General features: G+C 36.8%; 17 protein-coding genes. 2 read left to right on the top strand and 15 right to left on the bottom strand.

The window, feature by feature from the left end; genetic code table 11:
- Nucleotides 1-5: 5 nt before the first annotated feature.
- Both xylE and xylA read right to left on the bottom strand, forming a co-directional pair.
- On the bottom strand, nt 6-1,406 hold the full coding sequence (gene xylE / locus ACE38V_RS19350; protein WP_375843868.1) for a D-xylose transporter XylE: 1,401 nt from the start codon (nt 1,404-1,406) through the stop codon (nt 6-8).
- A gap of 308 nt (nt 1,407-1,714) precedes the next feature.
- Nucleotides 1,715-3,046 (bottom strand): xylose isomerase, encoded by a 1,332-nt coding sequence (gene xylA / locus ACE38V_RS19345; RefSeq protein WP_375843848.1) that lies wholly within the window; start codon nt 3,044-3,046, stop codon nt 1,715-1,717.
- A 254-nt stretch (nt 3,047-3,300) separates the two neighbouring features.
- Here xylA and ACE38V_RS19340 point away from each other — a divergent pair, with 254 nt between their 5' ends.
- Nucleotides 3,301-4,458: an ROK family protein gene (locus ACE38V_RS19340; protein WP_375843846.1), complete on the top strand. Its 1,158-nt coding sequence runs from the start codon at nt 3,301-3,303 to the stop codon at nt 4,456-4,458.
- A 128-nt stretch (nt 4,459-4,586) separates the two neighbouring features.
- On the opposite strand, the gene ACE38V_RS19335 is transcribed toward ACE38V_RS19340, so the two are convergent.
- The 3 genes from ACE38V_RS19335 to ACE38V_RS19325 all read right to left on the bottom strand — a co-directional run bounded on the left by ACE38V_RS19335 (nt 4,587) and on the right by ACE38V_RS19325 (nt 6,508).
- Nucleotides 4,587-5,078, bottom strand: coding sequence for a CcdC family protein (locus tag ACE38V_RS19335; RefSeq protein WP_375843844.1), 492 nt, complete (start codon nt 5,076-5,078; stop codon nt 4,587-4,589).
- Nucleotides 5,079-5,242: 164 nt separating this feature from the next.
- Nucleotides 5,243-5,602 carry a response regulator gene (locus ACE38V_RS19330; RefSeq protein ID WP_075980822.1) on the bottom strand — a complete coding sequence of 120 codons (360 nt, stop codon included), beginning with the start codon at nt 5,600-5,602 and terminating at the stop codon, nt 5,243-5,245.
- 198 nt (nt 5,603-5,800) lie between these two features.
- A complete protein-coding gene (locus ACE38V_RS19325; protein ID WP_375843841.1) occupies nt 5,801-6,508 on the bottom strand; it encodes a cytochrome c biogenesis CcdA family protein in 708 nt (235 codons plus the stop codon).
- Between the two features lie 344 nt (nt 6,509-6,852).
- On the opposite strand from ACE38V_RS19325, the gene ACE38V_RS19320 reads away from it, so the two are divergent.
- The gene (locus ACE38V_RS19320; protein ID WP_375843839.1) at nt 6,853-7,023 is read left to right on the top strand and encodes a Spo0E family sporulation regulatory protein-aspartic acid phosphatase; all 171 of its coding nucleotides are present in this window, start codon (nt 6,853-6,855) and stop codon (nt 7,021-7,023) included.
- 57 nt (nt 7,024-7,080) lie between these two features.
- On the opposite strand, the gene ACE38V_RS19315 is transcribed toward ACE38V_RS19320, so the two are convergent.
- From ACE38V_RS19315 to ACE38V_RS19270, 10 genes are all read right to left on the bottom strand, one after another.
- On the bottom strand, nt 7,081-8,871 hold the full coding sequence (locus tag ACE38V_RS19315) for an ABC transporter ATP-binding protein (protein ID WP_375843837.1): 1,791 nt from the start codon (nt 8,869-8,871) through the stop codon (nt 7,081-7,083).
- 4 nt (nt 8,872-8,875) lie between these two features.
- Entirely contained in the window at nt 8,876-10,624 is a 1,749-nt protein-coding gene (locus ACE38V_RS19310) for an ABC transporter transmembrane domain-containing protein (protein ID WP_375843835.1), read from the bottom strand.
- A gap of 348 nt (nt 10,625-10,972) precedes the next feature.
- Nucleotides 10,973-11,350 carry a PH domain-containing protein gene (locus tag ACE38V_RS19305; RefSeq protein ID WP_375843833.1) on the bottom strand — a complete coding sequence of 126 codons (378 nt, stop codon included), beginning with the start codon at nt 11,348-11,350 and terminating at the stop codon, nt 10,973-10,975.
- 479 nt (nt 11,351-11,829) lie between these two features.
- Nucleotides 11,830-12,045, bottom strand: a complete 216-nt coding sequence (locus ACE38V_RS19300; protein ID WP_375843831.1) for a YneF family protein — start codon at nt 12,043-12,045, stop codon at nt 11,830-11,832.
- 88 nt (nt 12,046-12,133) lie between these two features.
- A complete protein-coding gene (gene sirA, locus ACE38V_RS19295; RefSeq protein ID WP_375843829.1) occupies nt 12,134-12,571 on the bottom strand; it encodes a sporulation inhibitor of replication protein SirA in 438 nt (145 codons plus the stop codon).
- Nucleotides 12,572-12,769: 198 nt separating this feature from the next.
- The gene (gene tkt / locus ACE38V_RS19290) at nt 12,770-14,776 is read right to left on the bottom strand and encodes a transketolase (protein ID WP_375843827.1); all 2,007 of its coding nucleotides are present in this window, start codon (nt 14,774-14,776) and stop codon (nt 12,770-12,772) included.
- Nucleotides 14,777-14,973: 197 nt separating this feature from the next.
- Complete coding sequence (locus tag ACE38V_RS19285) at nt 14,974-15,705, bottom strand: alpha/beta fold hydrolase (RefSeq protein ID WP_375843825.1); 732 nt, start codon at nt 15,703-15,705, stop codon at nt 14,974-14,976.
- Nucleotides 15,706-16,246: 541 nt separating this feature from the next.
- On the bottom strand, nt 16,247-18,472 hold the full coding sequence (gene pflB, locus ACE38V_RS19280) for a formate C-acetyltransferase (RefSeq protein ID WP_375843823.1): 2,226 nt from the start codon (nt 18,470-18,472) through the stop codon (nt 16,247-16,249).
- Nucleotides 18,473-18,547: 75 nt separating this feature from the next.
- Nucleotides 18,548-21,142: a bifunctional acetaldehyde-CoA/alcohol dehydrogenase gene (gene adhE / locus ACE38V_RS19275; protein WP_375843821.1), complete on the bottom strand. Its 2,595-nt coding sequence runs from the start codon at nt 21,140-21,142 to the stop codon at nt 18,548-18,550.
- Nucleotides 21,143-21,723: 581 nt separating this feature from the next.
- Nucleotides 21,724-21,951 carry a hypothetical protein gene (locus ACE38V_RS19270; RefSeq protein ID WP_375843819.1) on the bottom strand — a complete coding sequence of 76 codons (228 nt, stop codon included), beginning with the start codon at nt 21,949-21,951 and terminating at the stop codon, nt 21,724-21,726.
- Between the last annotated feature and the right edge of the window lie 348 nt (nt 21,952-22,299).

Genomic DNA, 22,299 nt, shown 5'->3' with positions numbered 1-22,299 from the left:
TTGGATTAAGCTACTTTTGTCCAAGTTCCTTCCATTTCCTCTAAAGTCTTACCCTTCGTTTCAGGAACAAACTTCCATACAAAGATCGCTGAAAGAATACTCATTAATCCATAAAATCCATAGGTCAATGTGCTGCTATGTTCCATCATCACGGGATAAGTGGAAGAAATAAAGTAGTTCGCCGCCCATTGTGCTGTAACAGCAATTGCAACTGCTTGACCACGAATTTTATTCGGAAATATTTCAGAGATTAACACCCAGCAAATGGGTCCCCAAGACATCATGAAGGAAGCGGTGTAAATGATAATGAAAATTAAGGTACTAACGCCAATCACATCAAAGAATGCCATGGAGCTAACACCAATCATCCCAATCGCCATTCCAATGGAACCAACAATTAATAATGGTTTGCGCCCCCATTTATCAACCGTCATGATCGCAACAAGGGTAAAGACTACATTGACTAGTCCCATGACAGTTGTTTGGATCATCGAAGCATCCTTACCAGCACCCATGCTTTCGAAAATTCTTGGTGCGTAATATAATGCAACATTGATCCCTACAAATTGTTGAAATACTGATATTAAAATTCCAATAATAATAACGGTTTTTCCATAGAAGAACAATTTCTCTGAGGCAACATCCTCGATGGTTTCTTTGATTTCCTTTAAAATGGCATTTGCTTGTTTAGATCCATTAATTTTCGTTAAAATGGATAAGGCTTTATCGTCTTGATTTTTCAGAAATAGATATCGAGGTGTTTCTGGAACGATAAGGAGCAATACCCCGAATAATAGTGCCGGCACCCCGCATGAAAGGAACATATATCTCCAGCCTGTTTCATCGACCCAACTTTGAGTTTCTCCATGAGAGATTGAAAAGTTGACAAAGTAAGCAACTAACATGCCAAGAATAATCATGAATTGGTTAAACGACACTAAACGACCTCGAACATGTGCTGGTGCTACTTCCCCGATATACATTGGGCATACGGCAGATGCTAATCCAACACCAATTCCACCTAGTATACGATAAATATTGAAAGCAATTAATAAGCCAATGGATGGATCTCCTTTGGTGAAAAATAAAAACTCAGGATGCGCGGCACCTAATGATGAAATTAGGAAAAAGGCAGCTGAAAAGATGAGTGAATTTTTTCTTCCAAACCGGGAGGCAAAAAAACCTGAAATAATTCCTCCGATTATACAACCGATTAAAGCACTTGAAATCGTTGCACCATGAATAAATGAACCTAAACCTTGACTATCGATCAAATATTTTTTAATTGATTCTTCTGCTCCGGAAATGACAGCTGTATCATAACCAAAAAGCAGACCTCCGATAGCTGCGACAAGAGTGATTCCAAACAAATAAAAAGAATTTCCTTTTTGTTCCATAGTCGTTATAAAGATAGATCTCTTCTTGGACTAAAATGGACTTCAGTTATATTGCTGATCATTCTATTCAATATCGACCAAGCATTATAAAAGAGCGCTTTCAAAATTGCTAAAATCAACCGAAGTCAACCCAAAGGTGAAAAGAATCCATCTTATCCTCCTTTTTATTTAGTGCGCGAGGTATAAACTAATGATTTTAAGTTGTACTAATTAATCTAGAAGAAAGGACCCGTGCTGATGAAATAGACATGACCATTAACGGGTCCTTTAAGAAGGAGAAAGCTTATTTTTGTTTTTAGAACAAGCTTTTTACCATATTAAACTTCAAGAAGGTATTGGTTTAAAATCGCTTTTAAGCGTTCGTGTTTTCCTGAAACATTTTTAATTGTGCCGTTATTTAATGCATATTCTTCAAGAGTATGGAAGTTTGCACGTCCTTCAACAATTTCAAGGCCAATTCCTTTAGTATAACTGCTGTAGCGTTCACGAATGACGTCTTCAAATACACGATCTTCGATTAATTTATTCGCTACTTTCAATCCTCTTGCAAATGCATCCATACCGGCAATATGAGCATATACTAAATCTTCTAATTCAAAGGAAGTTCTTCTTACTTTCGCATCGAAGTTTAATCCACCGTTGCCTAAGCCGCCATTTTGCAGAATTTCATACATTGCTAGAGTAGTAGAATATAAATCAGTTGGGAATTCATCTGTATCCCATCCGAGCATTGGGTGACCTTGGTTCGCATCTACAGATCCAAGGAACCCGGCAGTTCTCGCAACGCGTAATTCGTGTTCAAATGTATGACCTGCTAATGTTGCATGGTTGGCTTCAAGATTTAATTTAAAGTATGGATCTAAATCATATTGTTTTAAGAAAGAAATCGTTGTTGCGGCATCTGTATCATATTGATGTGTTGTTGGTTCTTTTGGTTTTGGTTCAATTAAGAATTGACCAGTAAATCCAATTTCTTTTGCATAATCTACAGCCATGTGCATGAATCTAGCTAAGTTATCAAGTTCAAGCTTCATATCTGTATTTAATAGAGTTTCATAGCCTTCGCGTCCACCCCAGAACACATAGTTTTCTGCGCCCAATAATTTTGCTGTTTCCAACCCTTTTTTCACTTGTGCTGCTGCGTAAGCGAATACATCTGCATTAGAAGATGTTGCTGCACCGTGAACAAAGCGAGGATTTGTAAACATATTAGCCGTATTCCATAATAATTTTGTTTTGCTTGTTTTCATATAATCTTGAATCATTTCAAGAATTGCATCTAAATTTTTATTCGTTTCACTTAAATTACTGCCTTCAGGTGCAATATCGCGATCATGGAAAGCGAAGTACGGAACACCTAATTTTTCAAATAATTCGAATGCTGCTTCTACTCTTGCTCTTGCTAAATCCATTCCTGTTAAATGATTCCATGGTCTTTGCATGGTTGCTGCTCCAAATGGGTCGCTTCCATCAGCTGTAAATGTGTGCCAATAAGCAACTGAAAAACGTAAAAGTTCTTTCATTGTTTTTCCGCCGATGACTTCTTCTGGGTTGTAGTATTTAAAAGCTAAAGGATTATTAGAACCTTTTCCTTCAAAAGCTACTTTGTTTACGCTTCCAAAATAGGTGTTTGTAACTGTTTGTGCCATGTCTAGTCCCTCCAGAATTTAAAATGATAAATGAATAGAACCAAAAGATTATGTAGAGCAATCATCTTTTGTTAAGTTAGTTTGTTGTTTGGATAAACTAACCTTGATTTCATTCTATATAATTAAAGCGCTTTAATCAATAGTTTTTTTTTATTTTTTTCGTTAATTTTTTTTGAGGGGTGATTTAATATGAAATTTGGCCTATAATAAATACAATAACTTAATTTATGCAACATACAAACGGAGGATTATTTATGATTACAGCGGACCAGACCTTGGTTAAAAAGATAAATCAAAAGAGGTTATTGAATGAAATACTCATCAACTCCCCTATCTCTAGGGCAAAATTGTCTGAGATTACGGGATTAAATAAATCAACCGTATCTTCTCAAGTAAGTACACTGATTGAAAAGAAACTGATTTTTGAAATTGGGCAAGGACAATCGAGCGGCGGTAGAAAGCCCGTTATGCTCGTCTTCAATAAAAATGCTGGGTTTTCCATTGGAATCGATATTGGCGTCAATGATATCAATGGGATTCTAACAGATTTAAAAGGAAATATTATTTATGACCAATATCATTATATTGAAAACCCGACATCCGAAAAGATCAAAGGACTTTTATTTTCCGTTATCCATGATCTAAAGGAGCATATGCCGGAATCCCCTTATGGGTTAATTGGAATTGGTCTATGTATCCCTGGTCTTGTCAACAGCTCTCAGCAAATCATCTTTACTCCAAATCTAGAATGGGATTATGAGATCGATTTAAAATCATTAATTGAAGAGGAGTTTAAAGTACCTGCCTTTATCGAAAACGAAGCAAACGCGGGAGCCTACGGAGAAAAAGGCTTTGGTGCTGCTAAAAACTTTGATAACATCATTTATGTAAGTGTTAGTACCGGTATCGGGACTGGAATCATCATTAATGATGAACTTTACCGTGGTGTTAATGGCTTTGCGGGCGAAATGGGGCATTTAACAATCGATTTAAATGGTTTAAAATGCAGCTGCGGCAATCGAGGATGCTGGGAATTGTACGCATCGGAAAAAGCTTTACTAAATTCCATCAGAAAAAAGCATAAACCCACTGCCTATCAGGAAATCATTGATTTAGCCAACCAGAATGATCCCGAAATCTTAAATGCGTTACAAAACTTTGGCTTTTATCTAGGAATCGGATTAAATAGTATTCTGAATACTTTTAACCCACAAGCCGTCATTATTCGCAACAACATTGTAGAAGCACTTCCAATGGTCCTAAATTCCATTAAGAATTCTATTTCTACCAGAATCTTTTCCCAGCTTGATAGTAATTTCGAGTTATTACCATCCATTTTAGGGAAGAACGCACCTGCATTAGGGGCTTCCTCCTTAGGCATTGAACATTTTTTAGAAATATTCACAGCATGATCTTTCTTAATATCTTTTCAAAAAACCATAATAAAAACTGCTATAAAGTTTAATTTTATAGCAGTTTTTTTATGTATAAAAAAAGACGCAGTGCATGCGTCTTTACTATTTATTGACTCCAAATAGGATTAAACAGTCTCCATTCCTCTTGTTCTGCTCATCATTTCCAGATATAGCTTGCGATAATTCACATACATTGCAACCCGCCAAGGAAGAATCATGGAGAATGCAAGAATGAAGAACATACCGCTTAATTGACCGTAATCAATTGAAGTGCTGAGCGCTAGCTTTCCAATGATTCGAATGACTAGAAGACCAATCAAAATGAAAATGAATGCACGAGATCGCTTTAAAAAGATTTGATCCTCAACGATTTCGAAATTTGATGTTTTTATCAAAAAAATTGAAAATAATATTCCTGCGATCACGGCTTCAGCTAATTCCATCCCCGTAACCCGAAAGGTAGGAATAAGAAACATGCTTGCGCCAGTGCTCATAAAAATTGGTGGCAAAATGATTTTCTTTGCAGAAGCTGGTTTTTTTGAAGCCTTCATTCGAATGAACATGACTAGTACGGCCATGCAAATGGCACCGATTGAAGTAATAACAACCATATTCATTACCATCATCCATTCCTTTTTTAATTATGTTTTCCTCACATATTATATACTAAACATGAAAATATGAAAAATATTATTATCCAAAAAAGGCCACCTATATAGGTTGGGCCTCCATTATTTTTTTCAAATGGGATGTTTCTCTGGTACAACACCAGATACATCCATTAATTTAGCACGCGATTAATGGCATCAATCACGCGATTTTCATCGAACGGTTTTACAATAAAGTCCTTTGCCCCCGCTTCAATTGCTTCAACAACCATCTTCTGCTGACCCATAGCTGAACACATAATGACCTTTGCATTGGGAAATTCCGCTTTAATTTCTTTCACCGCTTCCAGACCACTCATCTCGGGCATTGTAATATCCATTGTCACTAAATCTGGTTGTAATTCCCGATAAAGTTGAACACCATCTCTTCCGTTTTCCCCTTCACCAACAACTTCATGATTGGCCTTTTTTAGGATATTGGACAGGGTCATTCTCATAAATTTTGCATCATCTACTATTAAAATTCTTGCCATTTTTTCATATCCTCCTTGGTCTTTCAACGGAAGTAATTTTCATTCTTGCAAGATCTATATGCCATAAATCCTAGCTCTAATTTTTAGAGAACACATTCTCAAATATAGCGAATTTTCATCAAAATATCAAATTATTGTTTCCGACAAAGTTTGCTAATTATTTTAGAACTTGCAGCATTCGACAGTTGTCTCTTCTATTTATATTCCTGTAAAGCCACCTGTAAATCGAGAGAAAAGGCCAATAATTTTGGTCATCCAATCAAAAAATAAGACAATCCCCATAACAATCATAAGATATCCGCCAATTTTCATAATGATAACATTGTGTTTCCTAATCCATTGCAATCTTCCGATAAAAAATGACAAGATAAAAAATGGAATCGCAAAGCCTAATATGTATGCAATCATATAAATTAAGCCCGATCCCGGATTAGATCCGGCAAGTACAATAACCGTGACTAAAATAGGACCCATACAAGGCGACCATCCTGCCGCAAAGGCAAGGCCGATTAATGCGGAACCAATATAACCTGAAGGTCTGCTTTTAAATTCAAATTTTCGTTCCTTCATAAGAAATTCAGGCTTTAAAATTCCAACCACGATTAAACCAAAAAATACAATAAAGATAGCGCCAATTTGGCGAATCAAATCTTGATATTCTTGAAAAAATCTTCCAACAAAGGAAGAACTAAACCCAATCACTATGAAAATAATGGAAAAACCAATTAGAAAAAAGAGAGTATGCAAAAGACTTCTCTTTTGTAGCATAGCATTTTCCGTTTTCAGTTCCGCAACAGACATTCCCGTTATATAGGAAAGGAACGCTGGATAGAGCGGCAAACAACAAGGCGATATAAAACTCAAAAACCCCGCGCCAAGTGCGATGAAAACATTCACATCTGACATTTAAACATCCCCCATTAATTGAAACTTCCCTTTTCGATTACATTTTTCTAGAAAAAATATTATTCATAGTCCATTTTATCAAATCTCAATTTGAAAAGAAATTGAATTGTATGTGAACATTCCTTTACGATTCTTATTCCAAATATTTACTAACGTAAATAATATGAATAATCACCTTATCTAACTAATACTTTTAAAAAATAATTATTTAGGTTTCCCTTTGAATTAATTCCCAAAATCAGTTATAATACTAACATAGTTAACATTATTTGCTAGATTTTTAAAATAATTTACAAGTGAAATTATTTAATTTAGTAGATAACAATTGAAAGGAATTAACCACCGTGCTAAAAAATGAATTAATAACCCTAATTGAACAAAAAAGGGCAGAATTAATCAAAATCGCCATGATCAACGGACTTCATTCCGCTATTGCAATTCGCCATAGCGAAGAACTTGATCATTTACTAAATGAATACAGTCGTCATTTTACAGATAAATTGCACATTCGCTAAAACAGCTTGAAGTCAAAACTCCAAGCTGTTTTTTTAGTCCATCATTTCTGTTTTACTTTACCCGATTGCATCTTCTAATTGATTTTCAACTCCATTTTGAAGCAGATACATTTTATGATACAGCCCCTTTTGTGCTAATAATTCCTGATGTGTCCCTCTTTCCACAATTTCCCCTTGATGAAGAACCAGGATCATATTTGCATCTTGGATGGTTGATAATCGATGAGCAATGGCAATTGTCGTTCTCCCCTTCCGCATATCAGCTAAAGCTTCGGAAATGGCTTCCTCTGTCTCCGTATCGATATTAGCTGTAGCCTCATCAAGAACTAATATCTTAGGATTTGCCGCAATCGTACGTGCAAATGCAATTAATTGTCTTTGTCCACTTGAGAATGTTGAACCTCTTTCCACCACTTGATGTTCATATTTATCATCCAGCTTTTCGATAAAAGCATGGGCTTGAACAAACTCAGCAGCCTCTTGAATTTCTTCATCTCCTATTTTCTGATTGTGCAAGCGAATATTATCCTTAACAGTTCCATAAAATAGAAAGGGATCTTGCAAGACAAGTCCTAATTTTTTTCTAATTTCATGGATCGGATAATCTTTTATGGATCTGCCGTCAATTAGAATCTCACCCCGATGATATTCATAGAATCGCATCATCAGATTAATAATGGAGCTTTTCCCACTCCCCGTATGTCCGACAAGCGCAACAGTTTCCCCAGGTTTTGCAACAAAAGAGATATTTTTTAACACATCTCTTTTCCCATCATAAGAAAAGCTGACATTCCGAAATTCTACTTCTCCACTCTGAATAATGAGATTAGTTTCCTCCTGCTGCGGCGCTAATTCGGTTTCATCCAACAAATGAAAGACCCGGTCAGCAGAAACAATAGCTTGCTGGTAAAAAGAAAGGCGCATCATCATATTATTAACAGGTTCAAAAAAACGATCAAGATAATTCACAAAAGCATACAACACGCCAATTTCAATTGGTCCCGAAAAAGACGTAATGCCAAAAAACATTAAGACAATCATTAAAGCAAGAGTATAGACTAAATCAATTGCCGGCCTTAACAGCAGTCCATCAATTTTAATATTCCGCATTCCTGCTTTATAGTGTTTTTCATTTATATCGCCAAATTCCTGCTGCATTCTGCTTTCTTGCCGAAACGCTTGAACGATGGCCATTCCCGATAGAGACTCACTTAATTTTGCATTTAATTGACTTAATCGTTCCCGCATATCCTGATAAAATCTCGAGCTGTACTTGCGATAGATGCTCATAATCATAATAAGCAGTGGGATGATAAATAAACAGAAAAAAGCAAGCTTAACATCAAGAAAGAACATGGCCACAAATATCCCCGTTAACAAGAAACCGCTTTGGATAAAGGTGGCGAGAACCGATACAAACATATCTTTAATCGCCTCTGTATCATTCGTTACGCGGGAGACAATACTGCCAACTGGGGTTTGATCAAAATATTTTAACCCCAGAGACTGAACCTTTGAAAAAACATCGATTCGCAGCTGCTGAATAATTTTTAAGGCAATCTCCTGAAATTTCACTAATTGCAAATAGGAAAAGATGACATTCATCACTTGAAGTCCCAAGTAGACAGCAGCCAATGCAAATATGGGTTCAAACGTTAAATTTCTTGGTGTTAAATAATCATCAATAAAAATTTTCACCATAATAGGGCCAAGGACATCCCCTATCGTTGTAAGTAATAATAAAACAAAGGCGACAATGATTAATTTCTTGTGAGGCTTCGTGTATTTAAGAAGCCTTAAAAGCACTTTTCTTTGACCCTTTGCTTCTCCAGCATCCAGCTTCTTCATCGCACTAACCTCCATGCTCGATTAATTCTTCAAGTTGTTGGTGTAAAAACATTTCCTTGTACCAACCTTCTTCTCCCATTAGCTCGTCATGTGATCCTTTTTGAATAATTCTTCCTTCATCGAGGACGAGAATTAAATGGGCATGCTGAATCGCACTTAAACGATGAGCCGTCACAATTGTCGTTTTTCCATGGCGATTCTCCCTCAATGCCGACAAAATAGTCTCCTCTGTCTTCGCATCGACTGCAGATAGGGAATCATCCAAAATTAAAACCTCAGGCTCCATTAATAAAGCCCTTGCAATGGATATCCGTTGCTTTTGCCCCCCTGATAGTGATACACCTCTTTCTCCTACAATCGTTTCATATCCATCCGTGAAACCAAGAATATCCTCATGAATACTAGCAATTTCCGCAGCCTGCCTGATTTTTTCCATTGGGGCATCGGGTTCTGCAAAAGCGATATTTTCCGCGACCGTTTGAGAAAAAAGAAAATGCTCCTGTGGCACATAACCGATTGCTTCTCTTAACGAGTGAATTTGATAATCCGTTACTGGACGTCCGCCAAAAGTAATATTTCCATCTAGTATCTCAAATTCTCTCATCAATACTTTTAATAAAGTTGTTTTTCCCGCCCCGGTCTTTCCGACAATCCCAAGTGTTTCTCCCCGTTTGATGGAAAAATCAATATCTTGCAAAACAGCCTTCGTTTCCCCTGGGTAGTGAAAACGATGGATGGCGTATTGTAAATCCCCTGAAGGTGTGATGTTGACAGCATCCTCCTTGTCACCGATTTCCGCTTTTTCAGCCAACAATCTCATCACTCGGTCGTATGACGCCCGACCTCTTTCCACGATATTAAAAAGCCAGCCAAACGCCAACATTGGCCATATCAATAGCCCTAAATAGGTCGTAAAGGAAACCAATTCCCCGATTGTCAATTCTCCATTTAAAACAAATTTCGCTCCAAAGGCAATGGATAAAAAGAAAGAGATTCCAACAATAATAGAAATCGTTGGATCATAGAGCGAGTCGATTTTCGCTACTAACATATTCTTCTTAACGACATCCTCGGATTGCTTACGAAAATCCTCGATATCTTCTTTTTCCTGACCAAAGGTTTTAATGACCTTAATTCCTGTTATGCTCTCTTGTGTTTTATCATTTAATGAAGAAAAAGCGGCCTGAGCTTTATCAAAATATTTATGCAACAAACTACCGTACCAGCTAGTAAGAATGGCCATAAGCGGCATTGGTAATAAACTAATCAATGTAAGTTTCCAACTAATCGTTGTCGCCATCGTAATAATGACAGAGCCACCTGTCGATAAGGAATCTATGAGAGTTAGAACTCCTGAGCCTGCCGTCTCTCGAATTACCTGAATATCATTTGTTGCATGGGCCATCAGATCCCCAATTCTCCGTTTTTGATAAAAGGAAGGAGACATTTTAGTGAAATGTCGATAAAGCTGATTGCGAAGCTGCCTTCCTAATTTGACAGAAGAACCAAATATCATTATCCTCCAATAATATCGCAAACCGTACATAAACAACCCTGAGACAGCTAGAATAAGCATCCACTTCCACAAATCACCGCTTGTTAATGAATGGTTCTTAATCTCATCCACCACAATGCCAATCACCTTTGGCGGTATTAACTGTAAGAGTGCAACAAATAATAGCAGTATGATGCCGTTAATATAGGCTTTTTTCTCTTGCTTAAAATACCACATCAAATCTAAAAATACTTTCATATGTATCCACCACCAAACTCCATATTCAACATCCTAATTAAGCACCCTCATCATGCAGACGTCTTTCAAGTAGGAAGATGTAATATTTCGATAATAAAAAGAAATGGCTTACCTAGTTTAACAAATATTTGCAAAATAAGGAAGATTGATACGATATCTTTTTTTACATACATTTAAAGAAAACTCGCCGATTGGCGAGCCTTCAGGCGAAGACAGAGGCGTAGTTACACTTATACTTTATTCCTAGAATTGGCCACTACGTCGAATTCTCATCATTGCTGCCAATTTATGTTTTCTTAAAGTGCAAAAAAAGAGGCTTGGATTTATCCAAACCCCCTACAAAATATTTTATTTTGCCACATAGGATGCCAATGTCTTTTGCACATCATAGATACTTTTATCCTTTTTAAATTGCTTAGTGACCGGATTAACTGTGCTTGAAATCCAAATTTTTAATTCTGCATCCAAATCAAAGGTTCCCGCTGTTTCTACACTAAAATGAGTAATGCTCTTATACGGTACCGAATGGTAGTCGACCTTTTTCCCTGTTACACCTTGCTTATCAATTAAGATTAACCGTGTATTTGTAAAGACAATCAAATCACGAATCAGTTTATACGCCTTTTCCACCCTTTCGTGATCTGTGATAATCACTTCTAGTTCCTTTTCCACCGAAGCAATATCAACCTCTGATACATTGCCCATCAAACCATCTAAAAAACCCATATTTACGCCCCCTTGTATTTACCATATCTTTACTTCTATTTCTACCTTTTCATTTCCTTCTCTTTTTAAAGGATTTGTTTTCATTTTATCCAGTGAAATTTCAACCCAGTAGCTTCAAAGGAAAGAAATCACACTTTTTAGTTTATACTTTAATAGTATGTCCAATGACTGGAGACTGGTTCCATTTTATTATTAAATACAAAATGCGTGAAAATATGCATAGTAACCTAAGGACTTCATATATTAAATAAATTCATCAGCTTGCTATTTTTGCTCACTAAAAATACAAAAAGGCCACTCTTTCTAGTAATCATTCACCAGAAAAGTGACCTTTACAGTTTTAAAAGAAGTATAAACCGATTATGAGTACAATAATTGAAGGAAGGATTCACCTTTTTAACTAAGTCAATCTGTGAATCCATTCATAATGGTTTTCAATCAAACTCTAGACCCTTGTCCCAAAGGGAAAGACAAAAAACCTATTTCATTTGTTGTTTGTTCATCGCGTTCAGCATTTGATTGATTTTCTTTTGTGATGGCTTCATGCCCATTTGCATCATCATCATTTTTAACATTTGTTCATTAATTGGCGGATTTTTCTTTAAGTAGCTCATCATATATTTACGAGCAATGAAAAATCCTAGTGCTACACCAGCAAGAAGCGCTAGTATACCAACTAGAATGTAGATCCACATTGAATACTTCCTCCTTCATGTTGTCTAATTTACAGTGTACTAGACCAAAAGGTATTATACAATATTTGCGAAATAATTTCTTCCCTTTTTAAACAAATTTCCTCTCTTTTATTGGTTTTAACCAACCATATCGTTGATTTTCGAGATCAATCGCAATAAAAGAGGTTTCACTTTTCCGAAGAACTTCAAAAAACAAGGTCTCCGCCTCATAGTTACCAAAAGCCTGCAAAAGAAGAGCCTTTTCAAAAACCTCTAATTTCGCACTCCCTAACTTTTTATTCTCTATATAATATATCCCATTTTCTGCACGAAAATCCTTGAACCTTTGCAATTGCTGGTTGATAAAATGATGCAATCGCAAATTAGGTATCGATTTGGTTATATAATCAATTTGCTTCTTAATAATTTCGTGTAACTCACCTTTTGAATGTCGATATTCATAAAATAGTTGGTAAAACAGCCGCTCTCTTCCGAAGTAATGGGTGGCAAACTCATCCTCTATTAAATAGACTTGATAAATTCTCACCGAAACCCCTCCTTCTTAGACTTGTTTTTCTACTATTATATAGAATATTCTTTCAATTCTTTGTCTGAAGGCGTCAAAAATTTACACTTTTTTTGTCGAATAGATTAAATCGTTCATATTTTCCAAGGGGTTTTTCAAAAATAGAAAGAAAGCTGGATGAAGTGTATCTATTTCATCCAGCTGATCTTGTTGTTTCGCTTAATCTTGGAGCAAAGCTTTTACACGTGAGACAACATTTTCTACAGAGAAACCATATTCTTTCATAATCAGATTTCCTGGAGCAGATGCACCAAATTGGTCGATGGATAATACTTCTCCTTCGTCTCCTGCATAACGATGCCAGCCAAGTGAAGAGCCCATTTCGATGGCAAGACGTTTTTTCACCGTTTTCGGAAGGACGCTTTCTTTATATTCTTTCGATTGGGCTTCAAAACGATCCCATGATGGCATGCTGATAACAGAAGCAGAGATACCTTCGCTTTCAAGAGCTTTTTGCGCTTCAACAGCAAGGTTAACCTCAGAACCAGCAGCTATTAATAAAGCATCTGCTAATTCCTTCTTTGCAGGTGAAACAACATATCCTCCTTTTGCCACTTTATCATAAGCATTTTCAACTGTACCTTCCAATGTAGGAAGATTTTGACGAGTTAATACAAGTGCAGTTGGATGATTGGTTGATTCGATTGCAAGCTTCCAAGCAGCTGCTGTTTCATTTCCATCTGCTGGACGAATCACGGAAAGATTCGGCATAGCACGTAAACCTGCTAACTGTTCGATAGGTTCATGAGTAGGACCATCTTCACCAACAGCGATACTATCATGTGTAAACACGTAAGTTACTGGTAGTTTCATCAAAGCAGCTAAACGAATGGCTGGTTTGAGATAATCAGAGAATACGAAGAAGGTTCCTCCGAAGACCTTCACACCACCATGTAAAGCCATACCATTTAAGGCCGCACCCATTGCGAATTCACGAACACCAAACCAAATATTACGCCCTGCATAGGAATCAGGCGTAAAGTCACCTTCTCCTTTAATCATGGTATTATTGGATCCAGCTAAATCCGCTGAGCCTCCGAATAAGGTTGGAAGATTTTTCGCCATTCCGTTAATCGATTCACCTGATGATGCACGGCTTGCTAAGCTTTTTCCAACCTCATATTTAGGAAGATCTTGATCCCAGCCTTCAGGAAGCTCGCCCTTAATGGCTTTCTCTAACTGAGCACCAAGTTCTTTGTATTCTTGTTTATAGGATGCGAAGAGATCATTCCATTCTTTTTCTTTCTTTTCCCCATTTTCAAGGATATGCTTTTTAAAATGGTCATACACATCTTCGGGAACATAGAAATCTTCTTCAAAAGTCCATTGATAAGCTTCTTTTGTCAATTTTAATTCATCAGCGCCAAGCGGAGCACCGTGGGAAGCTGATTTACCAGATTTATTTGGTGAACCATAGCCAATGATTGTTTTTACTTCGATTAAGGTTGGACGATTTTCATCCTTTTTCGCTTCTTCAATGGCATTTGCGATTTTCTCTAAATCATTGCCATCTTCTACGCGCAGATATTGCCAGCCATAGGCTTGAAATCTTTGTTGCACGCTTTCAGAGAAAGATTTAGATAAATCGCCATCTAAAGAGATATCATTGGAATCGTAAAGCACAACTAGCTTTCCTAATTGCAAGTGGGCTGCAAGTGATGCTGCTTCAGCGGAAACCCCTTCCATTAAGTCCCCATCACCACAAATGCTATATGTATAGTGATCAACGAGTTCATATTGATCCTTATTGTAGACTGCGGCTAAATGACGTTCAGCCATCGCCATCCCAACAGCCATGGAAATCCCTTGCCCAAGCGGACCAGTTGTTGCATCTACGCCAGAAGTATGGCCAAATTCAGGATGCCCAGGTGTTTTGCTGCCCCATTGACGAAAATTCTTAAGATCGTCAAGTGTTACGTCATATCCTGCTAAATGCAGCAAGCTATATAAAAGCATAGAACCATGACCTGCAGATAGTACAAAACGATCACGGTTAAACCATTCAGGATTTTTGGGATTGATATTCATATAGCGAGTCCAAAGGGTATAGGCCATAGGAGCAGCCCCCATAGGCATTCCAGGATGCCCTGAATTCGCTTTCTCAATGGCGTCAATGGCTAATGTACGAATCGAATTTATTGAAAGTTCGTCAATTTTTTCAAACATTTCATTCATTCCTTTCTTAAAATAATAACCAACCAATACTTATATTATAGTCTAGGTTCCATTTATACAACAATTTGTAAGAAAAAAAGCAGTTTTCATTTTAATATCACTCATTTTTAGGAAATTTATGTTGCCAAATGCTTCTCACAGAAAAAGCCCAGTTCCAGCGGAAATAGACTTCATTTCAACAGAGATTTTTATTCTAATTTTCCAGTCCTTAAAAAAGCATCTACCCTTTTGGCTGTTTCAGCTTGGTGATGTATTTCTTTATGTCCATAAGGGAGGACTAAAAAATCCTTTAAATGAGGAAAATAAACCGATTCAACTTCGACTCTGCCATCATTTTCATCCCCAATCAAACTGCCTAACCATAAATTATTTTTATTCCCCGCAATCGCAGCCATTTCGATTTTAGGATCATTCTCAAGATGAAGTTGTCTTACCGATTCGTAGCTTAAGGATTTCAATGTTTTGTAAAGTTCAACAAATACCCTCATAGATCCTGCTATAGTAGCCAACTTGCTCCCATTATTGGGTGTAGCAATAAGTACACATCTCCCAATTTTTTCAATATATTTCGTATTGACAATCAATTTTCTTATAACCAATCCTCCTGTGCTGTGACCAACCAAATGGATTCTTTCATTTTCTTTTAAATTGAATGTAATTTCTTTCAATATGCCTTCTAAAACAAATGCTGCATGTTCTATTTCTTTATATGTTAGTTGCAGATTGGGTGAAAAACACTCATATCCCAATGATTCTAAATTTCGTTTTAACTTTCTCATATCCTTAGAATTTTTATTAAATCCATGTATTAAAATAACTTTTATAGGGAACCCCTCCATAAATTCCTTTAGTTCATAACCAATAATCATTGAACAATAGATATTTTTACCTATCAGATTGTTCTTATATTCTCCCCTCATTTTAGGATACTTATTTACTAGTAAGGTGGCATCAGCATGTAACGTCACTCATTCCAATTTAAAAATAAAGAAATCTATTAGAAGCCGATTACTTTGATATCACATTAGTTAATGCCCAACTAATCAAAAAAAATACAAGATTACTTAAGAAACAGACTGGAAATAAAACAGCCGAGAAAAGTCAAATTAAAAGCATTTGAATATTCAAATATTAAATCTATTTTCTTGATATTTCTGAAAAATCCACTTTCTTAGCAGGTGAAGAAATGTTACGTAGATCCAAAAGATGTAAAGTAGGGATCTCTATATAAAGGGAAAAGAAAGTCATGGATTATTTCGATTTTTTTATTGTTAGGAAGTATATTCTATTCAGGAAATACTAATTTTTCAGACAATATATGGTATTTAATTTTTAAGGTTTATTATTTAAAAATGATGGGTTCTTGAAGTGGTTCAATGGAGTGAATATTTCCTAGCAAAGCGATGTCCCCTCTTCGTTTTAGGAAGGAGCTACACAAAAAGAGTAGCTCCTATGCTTTCACTACAAGGACTCGTGGAATGTTCGACTTATGACATCAAGTTGCTGTTCTTTAGTTAACTTAATAAAGTTTACGGCATAACCAGAAACGCGAATAGTTAATTGTGGATAATGTTCCGGATGTTTCATTGCATCCATTAGGGTCTCCCTATTCAAAACATTTACATTTAGGTGGTGTCCCGTTAAATTAGCATATCCATCCAAAATGGAAACCAGATTGCGTGTTTGTGCTCCTTCTTCTTTCCCTAATGCTTTTGGAACGATAGAAAAGGTGTTAGAAATTCCATCCATTGCTTCGCTATAAGGAAGCTTCGCGACTGACGCAAGGGAAGCTAAGGTTCCTTTTGTATCACGTCCATGCATCGGATTTGCTCCAGGCGCAAAAGGTTCACCTGCTCGGCGCTGATCTGGTGTGTTTCCTGTTTTCTTCCCGTAAACTACATTAGATGTAATCGTTAAAATCGACAAGGTATGAACGGAATCACGATACGTTGAATGATTACGCAGCTTTTGCATAAAAGTCTCCACCACTTCAACAGCGATGCTATCCACACGTTCATCATTATTGCCGTATTTTGGATAATCACCAGTCGTTTCAAAATCGACTGCTAACCCCTTTTTATCACGGATAACCTTAACCTCACCATATTTTATTGCACTTAAGGAGTCAGCAACCACGCTTAAGCCAGCAATACCTGTAGCCATAGTCCGAAGAATTTTCGTATCATGCAGAGCCATTTCAATTCTTTCATAGCTGTACTTATCATGCATAAAGTGAATGATATTTAAGGTGTTAATGTATAAACCGGCAAGCCACTCCATTATTTGGTCAAACCGCTGCATGACCTCTTCATAATTTAATATTTCTGAAGTAATCGGCTTGTACAAAGGGCCCACTTGAATATCCAGCTTTTCATCTATACCGCCATTTATCGCATATAGAAGAGCTTTTGCCAAATTTGCCCGCGCCCCAAAGAATTGCATTTGCTTCCCAATTTCCATTGCAGATACACAGCAGGCAATTCCATAATCATCCCCATACTCAGAGCGCATAATATCATCATTCTCATATTGAATGGAGCTGGTCTTTATTGACATTTCGGCACAATAATGTTTAAAGTTTTCGGGCAGCCTTTGAGACCATAAAACGGTTATATTGGGTTCTGGTGCCGGACCTAGATTATTAAGTGTATGAAGAAAACGGAAAGAGGTTTTTGTAACCAAGGAACGTCCATCCTGTGCCATACCTCCAATCGCTTCTGTTACCCAAGTAGGGTCACCACTGAATAATTCATTATAATCAGGTGTACGGGCGAATTTTACTATTCGAAGCTTCATTATAAAATGGTCAACAATTTCTTGTACTTCGGATTCTGTCAAATGGTCATTTTGAAGGTCCCTTTCTATATATATATCAAGGAAGGTAGATACCCGGCCAAGGCTCATTGCTGCACCGTTTTGCTCTTTAATGGCTGCAAGATAAGCAAGGTATAACCATTGGAATGCTTCTCGTGCATTTTGAGCAGGCCGCGACAGGTCAAATCCATAAATGGTACCCAGTTGTTTAAGCTCTGCTAGTGCTCGATATTGTTCTGAAAGTTCCTCTCGTAAACGGATGTTATCTTCCGTCATAATTTTACTCGTATGATTATAGTCTTTTTGTTTTTCTTTCATTAGTAAATCTACGCCATATAAAGCAACCCGTCGATAATCGCCGATAATTCGTCCGCGGCCATAAGCATCGGGTAATCCGGTTATGATCCCTGCTTTACGTGCAAGCAGCATTTCTTTTGTATAGGCATCAAAAACACCTTGATTGTGTGTTTTACGATACTCCGTAAAGATTTTTTCAACTTCAGGGCTTAATTGAAAGCCATATGATTCACAAGCAGCTTTCGCCATCCGTATTCCACCAAAAGGCTGCATCGAACGTTTAAATGGTTGATTCGTTTGAACTCCCACTATTTTTTCGAGTTCCTTATCCAAATATCCAGGACCGTGTGAGGTAATGGTGGAAACAACTTCAGTGTCCATATCAAGGATTCCACCTTTTTCTCGTTCCTGTTTGGTTAATTCCATCACTCTCGCCCATAATGCATTAGTTGCTTCTGTAGCTGGAGATAAGAAGGAATCATCCCCTTCATATGGAGAATAATTCTTAATAATGAAATCACGAACATTTACCTTTTTGATCCATGGACCTTTATGAAACCCGTCCCATTGTTCCATTATCATCACCTCTAATGGAGATTTGAGAAAAACGGTGCTGCTTTTAACTCCGTTTTAATTGTCAAAAGCACCTATTTAAACACCTATAAAAGCATTCAAATAAACTTCCTCTAGTTCTTTTATAAGAGGCATTTTTGGGTTAGCTGTTGTACATTGATCTTCGAACGCTTTGTCAGCTAAATATGAAACTTTTTCTTTAAATTCATGTTCATTAACTCCTTGAGCAGCAATGCTCATTTCGATATTTAATTCTTTCGCTAAGTTGATAATCGCTGTAACCAGACTTTCAACCCCTTCTTCAGTGGTTGAAGCGTTTAATCCTAACATGCGGGCGATTTGGGCATATCGTTGATCGGCAATAAAATGTTCATACCTAGGAAATGGTGTAAATTTCGTTGGCTTTTTTGCATTAAACCGGATAACATGTGGCATTAATATTGCGTTCGCGCGACCATGTGGGATATGAAACTCGGCACCGATTTTATGTGCCAAGCTATGATTAATTCCTAGGAAAGCATTCGCAAATGCCATTCCGGCAATTGCGGATGCATTATGCATTTTTTCACGAGCCACCAAATCATTGCCTTCCTTATACGCTCTTGGTAAATAATCAAATACCATTTTAATAGCCTGCAGAGCAAGCCCATCCGTATAATCGTTAGCTAAAACACTGACAAAGGCTTCAATTGCATGGGTTAAAACGTCCATGCCTGTATCCGCTGTAATACTTTTCGGAACAGTTGTAACAAACTGAGGGTCAATAATGGCTACATCAGGAGTTAACTCATAATCCGCCAACGGATATTTAATATTATTAGATTTGTCTGTAATAACCGTAAATGGAGTTACCTCTGAACCCGTTCCTGAAGTTGTAGGGATGGCTACAAATTGCGCTTTACGGCCTAATTTTGGATATTTATAGGCACGTTTCCGAATATCAAGGAATTTTAGTTTCGGACCCTCTAGCGATGTATCAGGATATTCATAGAACAGCCACATTCCTTTAGCTGCGTCCATTGCGGAGCCTCCTCCAAAGGCAATAATGGTATCTGGCTCATATGCCCTCATACGCTCGGCTCCTTTTAAGACGGTTAAGTCTGACGGATCTGGTTCAACATCTGAGAAGATTTCAATCTGAACCCTTTTACTTCGTTTTTCCAAATGATACTTAATAATATCTGTATATCCAAGTTTCACCATCGCAGGATCCGTAACGATAAACACTTTTTCTATATCTTCCATTACTTCTAAATACTGAATGGAATATCGTTCAAAATAAATTTTAGGAGGTAGTTTAACCCATTGCATGTTGTTGGTTCTTCTTCCTAATTTTTTGAAATTTAATAAATGAACAGAAGTGACGTTCGCAGATACTGAGTTTTTCCCATATGAACCACAGCCTAATGTCAATGAAGGAATGTAGGCGTTGTATAAATCACCAATTCCTCCATGGGTAGAAGGTGAATTCAAAATTACACGGTAGGCTCTTACCCGGAGTCCAAATTCTTTTTGTATCTCATCATCAGTACTATGGATGACGGCTGAATGTCCTAGTCCCCCTAATTCAAGGATTTTCTGACAGGCTTCGAACCCTTCCTCTTTTCCTTTTACGATGATCGAAGCTAATACTGGACTTAATTTCTCCCTTGTTAAAGGTTCTCCAACCTTTTCACATTCCACAATCAAAATTTTGGTATCTTTTGGTACACCTACACCTGCAAAAGTGGCAATTTCAAACGCGGATTTCCCAACAATGTCAGCATTTACAGCACAAGTGTGCTCATTGATGACCAGCCCTTCTAATTTCTTTTTATCCTCTGATGTAGCGAAATAACAATTATTTTCAATCAGTTCCTTTTTCACTTCATCGTATATTTCTTCATCAACCACTATCGTTTGCTCGGAGGCACAAATCATACCGTTGTCAAAGGTTTTGGATATGAGTAAATCATTGACTGCTCTTTTAATTTTTGCCGTTTTTTCAATATAGCAAGGAACATTCCCTGGACCAACCCCTAAAGCAGGTTTTCCAGTACTATAAGCAGATTTAACCATGCCTGCACCACCTGTCGCTAATACAAGGGCCACTCCTTCATGATGCATGAGACTTTTGGTAGCCTCAATGGAAGGGACTTCTATCCATTGTATACAATTTTCTGGAGCACCCGCTTTGACTGCAGCCTCTAAAAGAAGCCTAGCTGCTTCTCTGCTACAATTTTGTGCAGAGGGATGGAAGGCAAAGATAATCGGATTTCTCGTTTTAATTGAGATAATGGATTTAAACATCGTGGTTGATGTTGGATTCGTCGTTGGCGTTACCCCTGCAATGACACCGACTGGCTCAGCTATTTCAATAATCCCTGTTTGTTTATCTTCACTAATGACACCGACAGTTTTATTATCCCTGATGGAATTCCAAATGTATTCTGTTGCAAAAATATTTTTAATCGCCTTGTCTTCATAAACACCTCTGCCAGTTTCTTCTACCGCCATTTTGGCAAGGAGCATATGTGCATCTAGACCGGCTAAGACCATTGCATGGACAATTTTATCTATTTGTTCCTGATTAAAACTCTCTAATTGGTTTAATGCTTTTTGACCTTTTTCAACTAAGTCATTGATTATTTCAGAAGGAGTCTGTGAAATAGTTGAATTTTTTGCCACTGCCATCTAAACCCCCTCCTAAGTTGTCTGTTCCAACACCTAATTGTTTAATATTGAAAAGTTTCCTTGAACTCTGATGAGTCCGATGGAACTGTTTAGAGTAACTTAATGAAAGTAGACTTTATTAAGTAAGGCTACTTCCTTTTTATATTACTTGGATTTAAATTTTTTATTAGCAAATTGCTTTTTAAAATACTGGGTAATTTAGAAACAGATTTTTTGACTATTTGCCATTATAGTGAAAACACCCTTCTTCAAAATGAGTGCAATCAAAACTCCCACCCTTTTGATGAATGTTTGTTGCCTAACTCCATAAAAAAAGACCCTTAACAAATCGTATTGGGTCAAAAAGGATTCCTTGATCCTCAAATCGCAGAAAATGTAATACAAACTTATAGCTAATATTTATTTTAAAAAAATAAATTAGTGAATATGAAAAAAGGGGGCAGAAGTTTTCTAGCATTATTTTAGAGGTAAATTTGACTATTTGTTCCTTAATCCCAACTGATATCCATTTTAATAACTTGATCAAATTGGATGATCATGAGGTTTGAAATGAATCCATATCTTAAAACCATTACAATCTTTTACTCACAAACAGGATTTCTTGGTATTTTTTCAAATGAAACATCCATAATTAACTTTTGATATTTTTTTACAATCACTACATAGTTGGACGTCCAAATGTATGATGGAATATTTTCATTTTCTTGTACCAGCATAGCCTCAAATTCGTCGTTCATGATTTCTTCAAAACGTTCCAACGTATAAGTTTCTGTATCTGTTGAAAAATCTCTCCATTCACAAAGGATCATTAATTGTCACTCCTTGTCGTTTAGATTTGGAAAAATAGATTCAATTGCTCTTATCCGTTATCTGAACTTCTTCTAAAAATAGAAGCAAAAGAGCTCATTCCAGAACCTTTTTCCTTTATTCATTTGTTTAAAATGCTCTAACTTGAACCTTGCTAGTATATCCTATGTGATTTTAATAATCATTTAATAATATTCCTTTTTTTACAATAGTAATTCCTTCTTGCAATTGAATCATCTCAGGGTTCGTTCATTTTCGTTATTTGAAGTCCAATTACTTTAATTGTACACTTTCTTGTTGTTCCCTTTTTTCAAGATTTATTGGATTCCTCCTCTCCTGAATTTCTACAT

The organism is Cytobacillus sp. Hz8 (assembly GCF_042263505.1).
Lineage (GTDB): Bacteria > Bacillota > Bacilli > Bacillales > Cytobacillaceae > Bacillus_BE.
The sequence above is the reverse complement of the archived record's forward strand: the minus strand, read 5'-3'. Positions and strand labels throughout refer to the sequence as shown.